This is a genomic window from Methylohalomonas lacus (assembly GCF_024808875.1).
Taxonomy (GTDB): Bacteria; Pseudomonadota; Gammaproteobacteria; order Methylohalomonadales; family Methylohalomonadaceae; genus Methylohalomonas; species Methylohalomonas lacus.
Genome location: NZ_JANUCT010000005.1, coordinates 119410 through 133575 on the forward strand (window position 1 = coordinate 119410; position 14166 = coordinate 133575).

Genomic DNA, 14166 nt, shown 5'->3' on the forward strand with positions numbered 1-14166 from the left:
TGTCTGTATCAGCGCAGCTGGCGCCAGGACTGTCGACCGACGGTTGTGCCACCGGTACTTTCCTTGGTGGTGGTAATGTCAGTTTCTATACCTGAGGTCTGCTTGTATTCCATGCTTGCATCCTCTGCCGAGATCACTGCCGGTGAGGCGATGGTCGGCGGAATGAAGATGCCAGAACCCGGTACACCATTGCCGCTGGGGTCATTGACAAAGTCCGAGGCATCAATGATGCCGTCATCATTATAGTCGAATACCGAGTTTTCAAGCCGGGCGCCACTGACCGCATCAAGCTCCATGATGACTGAGGCGCCACCGCGATCACAGGGAGATACGCCCGGTATGAAAGTCGTGAAAATGATACGGCCGAAACGGGTCAGGGGGTTGGCGATAACGCGCTCCGCCTGGGCACCCTCGATCGGCGAGATCAGGTCAATGTACCAGCCATCCTTGTTGGCATAATCGACCGTATTTTCGCTGACGATTCTGGCTTTGCCGGTCGTATCGCCGTTCTCGTCGACAATGTCGGGTTCTGACAGGATTTCCTGTTCCTGTAGCTTATTACGGCCACTGCCCACGTCGTCATTATTGTCGCGAATACCGTAGAAGGTCTGTACCTGCGGGTTCTCGGGGATGCTGTTATCGCTGTTTTCGATATATTTGCCGCTACCGAACAGAACCACAAAACCGCCATCCGGGTGGTTGACGACTACGGGCCGGGTGGTGATGGGCTGTGGGTCGCCGTTCGTATCTTCAGCACTGTAAAGCGGCAGCTTATTATTGCCCTGCTTGTAGGCTACATCCCAGTTATTAACATTGCCCGTCAGGTCGAATTTCCACATGTTACCGTGCAGATCGCCAGCATATACGGTGTCTGCGATCAGGTCGGAGTTTTCATCCAGGATGAATGGCATGGAAAGCCCGTTGGTGTTGGTGGGGTTGCCGGTCTCAGTATCAATGACCTTGATGACGGAACCGTTTTCGGCATTCAGGATGAACAGCTGGGCCTTTTCGCTGTCACTGTTGAAGCCATTGCCGACGATAACGCCCCATTCACCATTGTTCAGACGCACAATCTGTGGCTGGTGATAGATGAAACCCAGCTCAGCATGATCAGCGCTGGTGAATTCCCAAAGTACGTCGTCGCTGCCGAAAGCAAACGGATTAGTAATGTCCAGGGTGAAAATGCCGCGACCGCCGGCGCCCTGTGTACCGGCGAGAAGAGTTTTCCAACCGCCACCGACATAGGCATCGGAAGCCCCGGCCGTGGCATCGACAAAGAATTTATGACCATAGCTCGGCTTGGCCAGTTGCTTCAGGTTCTGATGCACGGTGCTGGGTATATAGGCGAATTCCTCGCCGCCATCCCGCGAGTCAAAGGCATGCAGCATGCCGTCATTACTGCCTACATAAACAACACTGAACGGATCGCCGCCACTGGTGAAACGACTGATTTTATCCGACAGGAAAGCAGGATATTCGTCGCCCTCGTCACCCGGCAGCATTTCATAGAGTTGGTCAGACTGCCCAACGGATAGCGGTGATGAATTGACAATATCACCCAGCAGCTCATCACGATCACGTAACAGACCGTTGTTCTGTTCTTCTTCTGACTGATCACCACGAACATAATTGATGATCTCGCTTGAGGTGACCGTGGTTCCATCGATATCAAGGGTGCCCACGGCTGCCTGGAGATCGGCGTCAGTATCATCAAACGATATCGCCGTTGGTGTGCCGGCTTTGTCGACCGTGGTAAATATTTCCCTGCTGGTCGCGGCCGGGATGTTGCTTGTGGCCTGCCAGACCTGTTCGTCCAGGGTGCCATCGGCGTTTAGACTGAAGGCATTGAGTTCGCCCGTATAGTTGCTGCTGTCAAAACGAGCCTGGAACAGCAGGGAGCTGGTGCGCAGCACTGTGCTGTTGATGGCGACTGACGATGCGGAAAAAGTTGTCCGCTCCTCAATATCGCCGATTGAGTTGGCTAAGGAATCAATCAGTTCTTGCGGATTAGATGCGTTAAGAAAAAGACCGCGACCATTGAATGCAGCATGTTGCATGTCATCCAGGGTTTCTGGTGTGTCTGCATCAATATTATTCGGCCATGGCGGTGGAGGGGTCGAGGGATCGTGATTCTCCGGTGTTGTCAGGTTATTCCCGGTAAGACCAAAAGCCACTGTATAAGTAACCATATGCTGTGCTTCATTTTCATCGACCCCCTCAATTACGGGTACAGCGTCAGGTAAATTTGACAGGTCGCTCTCGTAATATTTCATGGCTACGTCGGCTAGCGTGTTTGAGAGATCGTCGGCATGCGGTCCGCCGTCAAAATCGGTATTGTTGTCACCGTCCGTATTGCCGGTGCCGGAATGACTACCATTCCAGAAACCATCAGACATGAGAACAGTAAAATTCTGCTGGCAGGCGCCGCCCTCTGTCTCTGAGAGAATAGGGCTTTGTTCTGAAAAGCCCAGTGCGCTGGGGGACCCGCTACCATCAGTATCGTCATAATATCGGCCAACATTATCTAACAAATTACGTAATGGCGTGCCACCAACTGGTTCCATTCTGGACAACTGGTTCAGAAGGTTATCTTTGTTCGTCTGCTCGCTCATATCGCGTATGGGTGTTCCGACATCATTGTTATCATGCAGTGTCGCAAGGCCCATGTAGGCCTGTGAGTCATTTATAAGGTTTGAGGTCGCGCGCTTGAGCGTAAAATCTCTTAACCGGTAGTAAACAAACCAGTTAGCAAAATTCTGGATTTCTTCAGCATAGGTACAGGCATTTGGGTTGGCGCAGTCAACCCGGTCGGGTCCGCCGGCAAAAGGGGCATTGCCCGGTTTGATTTCAATCTTGGTATGGTCGTCATCAGCATCGGGTTCTTCACCAGCTACTTTTTCGTCCCATGTATAGTAGAAAGCAGGAAAATAAGTGCTTGTGGTGGAGAATAGACAACAACCAGGATTACTATTAGGGATTTCAGGATGATAACTGACATAGCTTTCGGTTCGATCAGATGTTAGATCAATTGTGCCAATATCAGGATTATAAGGGTTATAACGAGCCGCCGATGCATTGGCATCCGTGTACTCGTTGCCATCCTCGTCCTTGCCTGACCAGGGGGTATAGTTTACTCCTGGATTGTAATAGATTCGATTGTAGTCAGAATTACGTGCTCGCCATACGCCTAATGGGCTATTACCACGATTTGTAAGCCATTCTTCGAAAGGAACAACACGATCGAATGGATCCAGATTGTTCGGGGCGGGGAACGTATAATAAAGCTCGACATTACCTCTAAAACCACTGACAGGATATCTAAACGTACCGCCATTACCTGAAGTCAGCAGTGCAAATGCCATACTGCCTGAATCGTCCAGAGCAAAGAAGATGTTCGGTTGTGGGCCGGAGTCTATGATCAGGGGATCATCAGGCAACACCAACGCGCTGTGTGCGGACTGGCTGACGCCAGTTAGGAATGTCAGCAGCAGTACCGACAGGCTCAGTCTGAGTTTGTTAGTGATGGTTTCCATAGTCATTACCTGGTGCTGTCAGAGTTGCTTGTAGGTGGACTGCAGCATGGTTTCGGCGTTGGTGTTCTGGCCCCACCCCTTAGCCGTTACTCGGTAAATCGGCAGCATGCAGCCGGGCGGTGGCGGCAGTTCCAGCATGCAGTTCTTGTCCCTCGGCGCATTGCTGAAATCCTCGACAACATACACGGGATCTTGAACGACACCCTTGACGCCACTAACGCCTTGCCAGTTGATACCGCTGGTCTGCATCCAGATTGGATAGTTGGTGTCACCGACCTCAGTACGCGGATAAAGGCCGCTTGCCCCATTAAAAGTCGTGTCCGGATCGAGGTTGGCAGCAACCTGTTCGCCAGCACGCAGTGCTGTTTCAGCTGCCTGAAATGACACATGCTTGTTGCGGATGTTGCCAGCCATTTTCTCTTCCATTGTCGTGGTCGTCACCGCACTGATGCCAAGCAGCGTCATGACCAGCAACAGCAGGAGACTGACGATCAGCGCGGCGCCTTTCTGATGGTTATTCAATGATGCCATTGCTATCTCCTTATTATTGCAAGCGATTGCGCAGTGTCACAGTTGATGTGAACGTCATGCGCAAACGACGGTCATTGCCCGGGTTGGCTTCAGCGCCGTTAAACATGTAGCTGCGCGATTCGCTAGTCAGATTATCGTCGCTCTGTAACAATAAACTGATCCGGGCGCTTCTCACGTCATTCCAGTCGGTAACATTGTTGGCTGTAACATAGTTATCCGCGTATTCATCACCCCCCGCGTTATCGATTCCATAGAGAATCTGCATATCAACGACACCATCAGCCAGTTCAATTATGGTGTAATCATCAGGGTCGACTGGATTCCACTGGGCCATGTAAAGAGCGGGTTCGCCGGTTTCTCCAGTGGCGATAAAAAATATGTTTGAACGAAATATGAATGCCTGCGAATCCGTGCCGTAGGTCTGTGATAATCTATTATCAGTGTTGCCGCTGTTTGAGTGCGCCAGATTTTGCCGGCCACTGGATTCGTTAGACGTCACGTTGGTAATCGAGAAAATATCAGCCGTCCGACAGTTGGTGACCATTACCGTCTGATCCTGTTGAAAATCGCAGGTGTTGGGGTAATTGATCTTGATGTTTGCATTGGCAACATCGATCTCGTCAACCGTGCCACCACATTCGTCAGCTCTCTGGATAATCACGAAATCGGTGCCACTGATAATGTCCTTGGATGCATCGCCATCAATGTCATTTATGGCGTTCTCTATAATGGTAGGGAAGGTCGGCGACCATGAACCTCCACCGGTTGCCTCATAACCGAGAATGGCATTTTCACCAGTAGGATCGAACGGCGGCGGATTGTTGGATATTGTATTCATATCAATATTGCCGCGGCTCGAGCAGCCGGTGTAGCCAGCCATGCGGACTTCTTTGCTGATCGTGTCAACGATGAATCGGCCGGTTTCCTGCATCCGTGATAGTTCTGATTCCAGCCGATAAGTCTGTTTGTTACTGATGAAAATCTGGATGGCGCCGGCGGTCAACACCAGACCGATGACCAGTGCAACCATGAGTTCAATCATGGACAGGCCTGATTGCCGTTTTTTTAGTTTGTTATGTGGTTTATTCATGGCGGTTAAATCTCTGCCTCAAGCTCGAATTCGGCTGTGTCATCGCCTCCTGTTGCTGTGCCACCGGCACGTGACTCGTCCCATTGCACGATAACCAGGCACATTCCTTGGTTATCACAATTGATGGAACCGTCACCGGCCGGCAGAAGTTGGGCAACATGGTTGTTGACCCAGTCCGAGACGTCATTGGCAGCAAGGCTCCCGCTGCCACTGGGGTTGGCGCCCATTTCGACGTTATAATTGCCCGCTTTGGCTGCATTCTTGTTAGCGCGCATGCGATCCATGATGTCGTAGGCCAGAAACGTGGCCTGGGAACGATGGTAGGCACTGTGGTTGCTTTTCAAAGCAACCGATTGAAGGGCCGCCAGCCCGAGCAATCCTATCGATAGGACAAACAGTGCAATCATGACTTCAAGTAATGAGAATCCTGAGTTGATGCTTTTTATGCGATAAATGGATGTGTTTCTTGATTTCATGGGCAATCCCTGTCGTTTTCATCCAGCCAGACATGGCCCGAGGGCTTTACGTTGATGACTCGTTTATGTTCGCCGGTACACTTATCAGCCAGCAGGGTCAGCGTTGCGCCGGTATCTACCTGGCCGTTTGGCATATAGATTATATTGTTCTCGCTGCTTGTCAGACTGCTGGATTTAACTTCGTCAAAGGTGCGGGTGATGACGTCTTCACTGTCGGAAAAGTCGCCGTCATTGTTGCCATCTATCCGGACGCGCCAGCCGGCGGACCAGTCGGTGCCGGCGACTATCGGTTCGACCCTGACATCGACGCCGCGATTGATGGCTTCACTGCGGGCGTAGTGGAGCGCCGTAATGGCAGAATTGGCTTGTGCGGTGATTCGATTATTCTTGACCAAGTCGCCAAACATCGGGATACCGGCCACGGCCAGGATTGCCACGATGGCCATCGTGACCAGCAGTTCAATCAGCGTGAAGCCGTTAGCAGGTTTGTCCGTCATCGGTATTGCTCTTGTCCCTTTATATATACCCGTGGATTTTCATGCGTCATAATCACGGCTGAATAAGATTACCCAGCCTTGAATTTAGGCAAGCTTGCGGCGAATGTCAGGCCTGTTCAGACCAGCGGTCCTTGCTGGCGGATGGGCGGCGGCAATTGCTCGTTGATTGGCTTTTGAAGACTTTTGCAGAGACTTATGACGACACCGGACTGCTTGATCGCGGGAGATGGTGCCGCCGGGCTGTTCCTGGCCCGTGAGCTGCTGGGACGTGGCCTGCAGGTGGTGGTCTGCGGCAAGGCCGTTGCTGGGCCGGCCGCCAGCTGGGCAGCGGGGGGTATCCTATCGCCGCTGGAACCCTGGCTGGAGCCCGAACCGATTACGCAGCTTGCCCGGCGCAGCCAGCAGCTGTTTCCAGGTCTGGTGGCCGCGCTCAAGCGGGATACGGGCATTGATGCCGAGTACGATAGCTGCGGCATGCTGGTACTGGAACCGCTCGATCATGACCGGGTGGATGCATGGCTTGAATACCAGGCGGTTACCCATGAATGGCTGGATAGCGAACGGCTGACGGCGCTGGAACCGGCTGTCGGACCGTCCCATGCAGGCGGCCTGCTGCTGCCGGACGTTGCCCAGGTTCGCAATCCGCGACTGCTCAAGGCGCTGCGCCGGGATCTGCAGGCGCGCGGCGTGCATTTTTGCACCGGTGACAACATTCGCCTGGTGCTGACGGACGGGCGCTGTAGCGGCGTGGACGTCGATGGCGAACGACTTGTGGCTGGGCGTGTGGTTGTTGCCGCCGGCGCCTGGAGTAGTGAGCTCCTGAGCGACTGTAAGCCCGATCTGGCCGTGACGCCTGTACGCGGGCAGATGCTGGCCTTTCAGGCCGAGCCCGGGCTCTTGCAGCGGATGGTTCTACAGACACGCGAGTACCTGATTCCCCGACGCGATGGTCTGATCCTGGCCGGTAGCACGCTCGAGCAGGTCGGTTTCGATAGCGAGACGACCACCGCGGCCGCCAACGGTCTGCGGACCATGGCCGCGCGCCTGGCACCGCAGCTGGCGGATCGGGTTCCGATGCACCACTGGTCAGGGTTGCGGCCGGCCACGGCTGATGGCCTGCCCTATATCGGGCGCCATCCTGGTGTTGACGGGCTCTACGTCAATTACGGCCACTTCCGCAACGGCATTCTGCTGGCACCGGCTTCGGCCGAGTTGCTGGCGGACATCATGGTGGACGGCACCGACTGCCCGCCGGCGGCGGCCTTCGCGCCGGATCGGCATATTGCTGAGTGAGACTCAGATGCATTCATTGTCTGGGCGTGCCCGTGCTTATATAATTCAGTCATGGGAATCTCGGACGATCAGGAAAATTCGCTCACCGAGCTGTTCAAGCAGCACGGCATATTGCCGACCAGCCAGCGACTGCATATAGCCGCCGTATTGCTGGCGACGCACCAGCATCTGTCGGCCGACCAAGTCCTCGAGCGGGTCAACCAGAGCGGCAGAAAGGTCTCCAAGGCCACGGTTTACAATACGCTCAACCTGTTCGCGGAAAAGGGCCTGGTGCTGGAGGTGATGGTCGACTCGAGCAAGGTGTTCTACGATTCGAATACCACGCCGCACCATCATTTCTATAACCAGGACACCGGCGACCTGACTGATATTCCGGCCTCGGCCGTGGAATTTGCCCGTCTGCCCGATCTGCCAGAGGCCACCCGCAGTGATGGTATAGACGTCATCATCCGGGTGCGTAACGAAGATCGCAGCAACAGTTGAGTCAGCCCGGTCCGTTCTCTATACTCGCACCCCTTCATGATTCAGCCGGAGTAGCTCAGTTGGTAGAGCAACGCATTCGTAATGCGTGGGTCGGAAGTTCGAATCTTCTCTCCGGCACCAATTCTGAAGGTCCATCATGGTATGGGCCTTTTTAGTTGTTCGGGAGATGTGTTCGAACTTCCGTCAAACAATATGTTCGACAAATTGGCCAACGGCCAATTTGAACGGATGCGCATAGCGCATCCGGCCCGTAGGGTGAGGCACGTCAGTGCCGAATCATCCTCTCTCCGGCAACCTCTGTTTCAAACCTTGTTTGTTATTGTTTCCGTCTGCATCTTGCGAATGAATTTATTGAATTCCTCGATCGGTAGAGGATGGCTGAATAGATACCCCTGATAAACATGACAGCCAATATTTATCAGAGCTTCGCGGGTTTCCCCGGTTTCCACGCCTTCAGCAATTACGGCCAGTTCCAGACTCTGGCCGAGGGAAATGACCGTGCGCACGATTGCCTCGTCGCTTGGATCGGTCAGTAAGTCGCGGATGAATGATTGATCGATCTTCAGGATATCCAGTGGCAATCGCTTAAGGTAACTGAGCGATGAATAGCCGGTGCCAAAATCATCCAGGGAGAAACTGATGCCCCTGGACTTTAGGGTGGTCATTTTCGATATGACGCTTTCCATATCCTCCACTAGCAGGCTTTCCGTAAGTTCCAGAGTCAGGTTTTCCGGGTTGGCACCTGATTTCGCGAGTGTGCCCAGCACCTGATCAACAAAATCCCTATGATGAAACTGGCGAGCGCTGATATTGACTGACAGATTAAGTTCAGCTGTTTCAGGGTGCTGTGCCCAGGCAACCAATTGATTGCAAGCCGTCATCAGTACGAATTCGCTGAGCGGCAGGATCAGCCCTGTATCCTCGGCCAGAGGTATGAACTCAGTCGGTGAAACCAAGCCTCGCGATGGGTGCTGCCAGCGTAATAACGCCTCGGCACCCAGCAGCTTACCATCCTTGACTATCTGAGGCTGATAATAGACAAGGAAGTCATTTTGTTTTAGCCCACTACGCAAGTCCGCTTCCAGTGTTATCCGGTTGGTTATAGCCGCCTGCATATCAGGATCGAAGAAACGTATGGTATTGCGGCCTTCACCTTTTGCCTGGTACATGGCTAGATCAGCTCTTTTTTGCAATTCATCCATGTTATGTTCCTGGTTGCTGAACAGGGTGATACCGATACTGGGTGTGCATTGGTGCTCGTAGTCAGAGAGTGAATAGCTTTCATTAAGTGCGGCCAGGATTTTCTCGCCAATAGTTTCTGCCTGGCTGGCAGCTTCCAGGGAGTCACCGCCCAGGTTTTCCAGCATAACCACGAATTCGTCGCCACCAAGACGGGACAAGCTATCACTTTCCCGGATACATGTTGTTAGCCGTTGGGCCACCTGTTGCAGAAGTAAATCGCCAATATCATGACCAAGCGTGTCATTGAGGATCTTGAAATTATCCAGGTCGATAAACAGAAGCGCACCATGCTGCCCGTTTCGCGAAGTTGCGTTAATGGCCCGTTGCAGGCGATCCAGCATGAGTTGTCGATTAGGCAATTGTGTCAATTGATCATAAAAGGCGAGGTACTGGATTTCGTGCTCAGCGGCCTTGCGCTGCGTGATGTCCGTATTGATGGCCAGTATTGATTCTGGATAGCCGGCATCATCCTGTATCAATGTCCAGTGTGCCTCGATAATCAACCTTTTGCCGTTCTTGTGGATTGGCTCCAGTTCACCGCGCCATTCACCATTTTTCTGTAATTCCTCCATGGCCGTTCTGAACCCTTTGGTATCCTCGTAAAGAAATTCTTCCAGGTGACGTCCGGCAACTTCCTCGGCTGTCCATCCGTAGAGGCGTTCAGCGCCCTTGTTCCAGAATGAAACATGATTGTCCATGTCCCGGATTATGATTGCATCGTGGGCCTTGTCCAGTAGTTCGGCCTGCTGGGTCAGTCTGGCCTGTTGCAGTTTCGATTCGGTAATGTCATTCTTGCCGCCGAGCATGCGTACGGCTTTGCCGTATTCATCACGGATAATGAAACTGCGATCCCAGACATAGGCATATGAACCATCCTTGCGTCGGAATCGGTATTCGCCTGTCCAGCTTCCGGCACCACTGTCGATGGCATGATGGACTTCAGCCAGTATTTGATCTTTTTCATCGGGATGAATGCGGCTGGTCCACGAACTGATGTCGGATTCGATTTCCTTGGGGCTGTACCCAAACAGCGTGTGTATACCATCGTTCCACCACATGACATCAGTTTTCATGTCCCAGTCCCAGACGGCGTCTGCAGTAGCCCGGGCGATATTCCTGAAACGTTCCTCACTTTCGTGCATTATGCGTTGCGCAGCCTTGCGTTCGGTTATGTCACGAAAATAGACTGCCAGACCTTCTTCTGATGGATAAGCATTGACCTCAAACCAGGTCTCCAGTGGATCAAAATATTCCTCGAAGCCGACAGTGCACTTCTCAGACATGGCACGGTGATATTCACGATAAAAAATACCGTTTATAGCTTCAGGGAATTCCTCCCATATAAACTTCCCCACAAGGTCGTTGCGATCGCGTTGTAAAAGCCGTTCGGCCTGCTGATTAAGGTAGGTAAACCGCCATTCATGATTCAGGATGAAAAAGGCGTCGGTTATGCTTTCCAGGGTCGACATGAGTCGTTCGGCAAGGCGTCTAGCCTCCTCTTGCGCCAGTTTTTTTTTCTGTAATGTCCTGGAAAGAGCCCTGAACCTTGATGACGGTTCCATCGTCGTCATGCACAGGATGCCCGATGGCCCGCACCCAGACCCTCTGGTCATTGGCGGAAATGATCTGCAACTCTTCATCGTAGGGTATCCCGTCGTTGACACAGGTATCGAATACTGTCCGAATATGATCACGATACTCCGGCGCGTAATAATTGATTCCTTCTTCCAGGCTTGGGGATGTTCCGGGCGGTTCCTCGTGAATGGCGCAGACTTCATCTGACCAGATAATGCGGTTATCCCGCAAATCGATGGACCAGCCACCCAGGCGTGCGGTCTGTCCGGCGATTTGCAACAGAAGTTTATTCTGGCTGGCTTTCTCCTCTGCTTCCACGCGTTCGGTGACATCATGCGCAATGACGATCTCGGCGAGTCGGCCCGCGAAAGTCAGGGGCTGGGAAATGATCTCGACAAAAATGATCCGGCCGTCAGCAAGCTGGTGTCGCCAGACACCGGCATGGTCCGTGTCCGAGTCTACATTGGTGATATTGGCCAGCAAGGCAGGAATTTCTTCTGGCGGACGTATTTCCTTGATAGTCATTGCCAGAAAGGATTCGCGCGTATAGCCATAATGACTTACGGCGGCATTGTTTACGGCCAGAAACCCGAGGCTCTCCAGATCGTAGACCCACATGGGGGAGGGGCTGGATTCGAACAACTGGCGATATGTAGATTCGTTTTGCTGAATCTGCTCATACATTGTCTTATATACCCGTATGTGCAGGAATTACCTTGTAGTACCGACAAGACATTCATCCTGTCTTTTTACCATAGCATCAACTGCCTGCAGACACACTCAGCAATGCATTCTTTGGCTATTGGTTAATTTTCAGCAAGTTAGGCTGGCTGTAAGTGAGCAGGGCAAGGGGAGTTAGTAACTTGTCGGCCGGCTTGGTTTGTACCTGCAGGGTCTGAGTGAGCGGGTCCGGGTTTGGTCGGGGATAATAAAGAAGGGCGCCAATGGCGCCCTTCTTAGTGTAGCGATGTGATTCACCCTAGAATTGCATCCGCGCGCCTATGTAGGCAGAACGCGGCGCTCCGACGCCGACGAAACGAGCATCTTCGAAGTTGTCGAAGCCGGGCACCTCGTCGGGTTCGCCCAGTAGACCGAAGCTCTCGTAGTCCTCATCGAAGACGTTGTTGACCAGTGCAAAGACGCTGAACATCTTGTTGATCTGGTATTCACCCCGCAGATCCACGGTTACGTAGTCGTCCAGCTTGCCAAGCTGGTTGGATTCGTCACCGCGGAGATAGACGCCCGACTTGTACAGCAGATCGGCACCAAGGCTGAGTTTCGGAGTGACTGCAAAATCACCGCCTACCTTGAAAGTATGCTCTGGAATGCCGGGGATGTGATCGCCAGGCTGCACCTGGATCTTGCCATTGCTGTCGGCAGCGGGATTGTTGGCGCTATTGGAACTAAACGGATCCTCGTAGGTGGCGCTGACATAGCTGTAGTTCATAAACCAGTTGAGGCGCTCTACTACACCATTGAGGCCGAGCTCCATACCGACGCGCTCGGTGTCACCGACGTTGTTAAAGAAACCCTGGTTGCTGGAAACGCCGCCTGTGGTCTGGAAGATGATGTCATCCTCGTTGGTGGTGTGGAATGCACCGACCTGCCAGTTCAGTACGTCCATCATGCCGATGTTGCGGAAGCTGCCGCGGAAACCGCCCTCGAAGCTTTTCGCAACCACCTGTTCCAGCGGCGGATCGGCCAAGAAGCCGTTCGGCAGGCTGCACGGTGCATCCTCGTCGGCGCAGGCCAGCTCCACGGCCGTCGGTGCGCGTGATGACTCACTGTAGCTCGCATAGGTCGACAGATTGTCGCGAATGGCGTAGGTCAGTCCGATCGCCGGATTGATGCGGTCGAAGTCGTGGTCACCGTTGAGATCCGGTTCCGCGACGGTGTGACCGGCAGCATCGGTTCCGCCCCGGTCATTGAGCTTGACGTTCGTGTGGTTGTAGCGGGCTGACAGGGTCAAGTCGAGCTTTTCGGTGAGCGACAGGGTATCGGTTACATACAGCGACCAGCTTTCGACTTCCGAGTTTATGAAGGTGCCTTCCTCCGGCACGAACAGTCCCGAGCCAATCGTACTGCGCTGGGGTGTCAGGCGTGCGACTTCGCTGCTCGCCATAAAGTCCACCTCGCCGGCATTATAACCGCCGCCAATGATGAGCTGGTTATCACGGTTGAACAGGTCGTTGAAAAACGCTGTCTGCAACGAGAAACCATAGTTTTCCTGGTCACGGGTACTGCGGTTCTGGAGGCCGTTGCGCTCGCCGTTGCCGCCGTCGACGGCGATCTCGTTGCCGTTCTGATCCTCGATCGGATCGGTGGGTTCGTCTTCCTCACACAGGACGGTCGGGTCAGAGTCGCATTCGTCGTATTCCGAACCGTCACCATTGAATGCGTTGGTGTCATTATCGCGATAGAAGATGTTACCGGATATCTGGGTCACGTCGTTCAGCCAGTGTTCACCTTCCAGGTCGAGGAAAAACATCTCGTTCTTGGTCTGGTCGGGCGAGGTGAAAATAGCCGAGCGGTCGCGCTGGGCGAGCTCAATCGGAATGGCACCGTTGCCGATCAGGTCAGTGTCGGCGTAGTTGAAGTTCAGGTCCAGCGATGTGGTATTGCCATCGCGGTAGCTCAGGGCGGTGAACAGGTTAAGCGAATCCGACGGTGAGGCGTCGCGCCAGCCTTCCTCGTCAAAATACTGGAAGGTGGTGTAGTAGCCCCAGGTGCCGTTGTTGCCACCGCTTTCCACCGTGGTGACGTAGCGTTCGTAGGAGCCGCCATAGACTTCCAGGCTATGCCCCGGATGGGTGAAACCATTCTTGGTTTCCAGGGCGATGGCGCCGCCCAGGGTGTTGAGGCCGTACAGCGGGTTGGCGCCACCGACCAGGTTCATGTTGGCAATCGAGGATTCCGGGATCAGGTCCCAGTTGATCGTGTCGCCAAAGACTTCGTTGACGCGGACGCTGTTCTGGTAGACCGCCAGGCCCTGCGGCAGGCCGAGCAGGGGAGAGGCGGTGAAGCCGCGGTACTGAATGTCCGGTTGCAGCGGGTTGTTGACCGCGTCGTTGACGATGACCCCGGCAAAATTGCGGTTCATGTAGTCCGTGATGTCGAGACTTTTGGTCCGATCCAGATCCTCATCATCGGCGGACTGGACATTGTACGGAATCTTGTCCTCGGGCAGGCCAACACCGAGCGTTGGCGTCACGCCGATAACCTCGATGGCTTGCATGGTTTCCGGCTCATCCTGTGCGAGACCTATCGTCGGTATGCCGCCGGCCGCCAGCGCGAAAACGATCGCACGTGACAGTGGCTTGGGTGTGAACATCTCTCCCATTGCTATCCCCTCAGCTGTTTTATTTGTGTATAGATGGCCGTTGCGACGACCTTGTTATTAGGCTGCAAGCTACCCTTTTTCAGCGGGATTGCGTAGCCGTCTTGTT

At 53.6% G+C, this 14166-nt stretch carries 10 protein-coding genes and 1 tRNA gene; 3 read left to right on the top strand and 8 right to left on the bottom strand.

Annotation, left to right across the window (positions count from 1 at the left end; all coding sequences use genetic code 11):
- Window positions 1-8 precede the first annotated feature (8 nt).
- The 5 genes from J2T55_RS04760 to J2T55_RS04780 are packed head-to-tail and all read right to left on the bottom strand — an operon-like array spanning window position 9 to window position 6127.
- Window positions 9-3533, bottom strand: a complete 3525-nt coding sequence (locus tag J2T55_RS04760; RefSeq protein WP_259054562.1) for a pilus assembly protein — start codon at window positions 3531-3533, stop codon at window positions 9-11.
- Window positions 3534-3551: 18 nt separating this feature from the next.
- On the bottom strand, window positions 3552-4064 hold the full coding sequence (locus J2T55_RS04765; protein ID WP_259054563.1) for a pilus assembly PilX family protein: 513 nt from the start codon (window positions 4062-4064) through the stop codon (window positions 3552-3554).
- Between the two features lie 13 nt (window positions 4065-4077).
- Window positions 4078-5154, bottom strand: coding sequence for a PilW family protein (locus tag J2T55_RS04770; protein ID WP_259054564.1), 1077 nt, complete (start codon window positions 5152-5154; stop codon window positions 4078-4080).
- Between the two features lie 5 nt (window positions 5155-5159).
- Window positions 5160-5630, bottom strand: coding sequence for a type IV pilus modification protein PilV (gene pilV, locus J2T55_RS04775; RefSeq protein ID WP_259054565.1), 471 nt, complete (start codon window positions 5628-5630; stop codon window positions 5160-5162).
- Complete coding sequence (locus tag J2T55_RS04780; protein WP_259054566.1) at window positions 5627-6127, bottom strand: GspH/FimT family pseudopilin; 501 nt, start codon at window positions 6125-6127, stop codon at window positions 5627-5629. Before J2T55_RS04780 ends, pilV begins: the two co-directional genes overlap by 4 nt.
- Window positions 6128-6322: 195 nt before the next feature.
- On the opposite strand from J2T55_RS04780, the gene thiO reads away from it, so the two are divergent.
- The 3 genes from thiO (at window position 6323) to J2T55_RS04795 (ending at window position 8023) form a co-directional block, all read left to right on the top strand.
- Window positions 6323-7420, top strand: coding sequence for a glycine oxidase ThiO (gene thiO, locus J2T55_RS04785; RefSeq protein ID WP_259054567.1), 1098 nt, complete (start codon window positions 6323-6325; stop codon window positions 7418-7420).
- A 51-nt stretch (window positions 7421-7471) separates the two neighbouring features.
- On the top strand, window positions 7472-7903 hold the full coding sequence (locus J2T55_RS04790) for a Fur family transcriptional regulator (protein ID WP_259054568.1): 432 nt from the start codon (window positions 7472-7474) through the stop codon (window positions 7901-7903).
- A 44-nt stretch (window positions 7904-7947) separates the two neighbouring features.
- Window positions 7948-8023 (top strand) — tRNA-Thr (locus J2T55_RS04795).
- A gap of 182 nt (window positions 8024-8205) precedes the next feature.
- Here J2T55_RS04795 and J2T55_RS04800 read toward each other — a convergent pair.
- The 3 genes from J2T55_RS04800 to J2T55_RS04810 all read right to left on the bottom strand — a co-directional run bounded on the left by J2T55_RS04800 (window position 8206) and on the right by J2T55_RS04810 (window position 14060).
- Window positions 8206-10716 (bottom strand): sensor domain-containing protein, encoded by a 2511-nt coding sequence (locus J2T55_RS04800; protein ID WP_259054569.1) that lies wholly within the window; start codon window positions 10714-10716, stop codon window positions 8206-8208.
- Window positions 10634-11404 (bottom strand): PAS domain-containing protein, encoded by a 771-nt coding sequence (locus tag J2T55_RS04805; RefSeq protein WP_259054570.1) that lies wholly within the window; start codon window positions 11402-11404, stop codon window positions 10634-10636. Before J2T55_RS04805 ends, J2T55_RS04800 begins: the two co-directional genes overlap by 83 nt.
- A gap of 295 nt (window positions 11405-11699) precedes the next feature.
- Window positions 11700-14060 (bottom strand): TonB-dependent receptor, encoded by a 2361-nt coding sequence (locus J2T55_RS04810; RefSeq protein WP_259054571.1) that lies wholly within the window; start codon window positions 14058-14060, stop codon window positions 11700-11702.
- Window positions 14061-14166 lie beyond the last annotated feature (106 nt).

Bases quoted from the DNA above. Each gene is read 5' to 3' on its own strand.
- J2T55_RS04760 (WP_259054562.1), bottom strand. From the start codon at position 3,533: ATGGAAACCATCACTAACAAACTCAGACTGAGCCTGTCGGTACTGCTG.
- J2T55_RS04765 (WP_259054563.1), bottom strand. From the start codon at position 4,064: ATGGCATCATTGAATAACCATCAGAAAGGCGCCGCGCTGATCGTCAGT.
- J2T55_RS04770 (WP_259054564.1), bottom strand. From the start codon at position 5,154: ATGAATAAACCACATAACAAACTAAAAAAACGGCAATCAGGCCTGTCC.
- pilV (WP_259054565.1), bottom strand. From the start codon at position 5,630: ATGAAATCAAGAAACACATCCATTTATCGCATAAAAAGCATCAACTCA.
- J2T55_RS04780 (WP_259054566.1), bottom strand. From the start codon at position 6,127: ATGACGGACAAACCTGCTAACGGCTTCACGCTGATTGAACTGCTGGTC.
- thiO (WP_259054567.1), top strand. From the start codon at position 6,323: ATGACGACACCGGACTGCTTGATCGCGGGAGATGGTGCCGCCGGGCTG.
- J2T55_RS04790 (WP_259054568.1), top strand. From the start codon at position 7,472: ATGGGAATCTCGGACGATCAGGAAAATTCGCTCACCGAGCTGTTCAAG.
- J2T55_RS04800 (WP_259054569.1), bottom strand. From the start codon at position 10,716: ATGACGACGATGGAACCGTCATCAAGGTTCAGGGCTCTTTCCAGGACA.
- J2T55_RS04805 (WP_259054570.1), bottom strand. From the start codon at position 11,404: ATGTATGAGCAGATTCAGCAAAACGAATCTACATATCGCCAGTTGTTC.
- J2T55_RS04810 (WP_259054571.1), bottom strand. From the start codon at position 14,060: ATGGGAGAGATGTTCACACCCAAGCCACTGTCACGTGCGATCGTTTTC.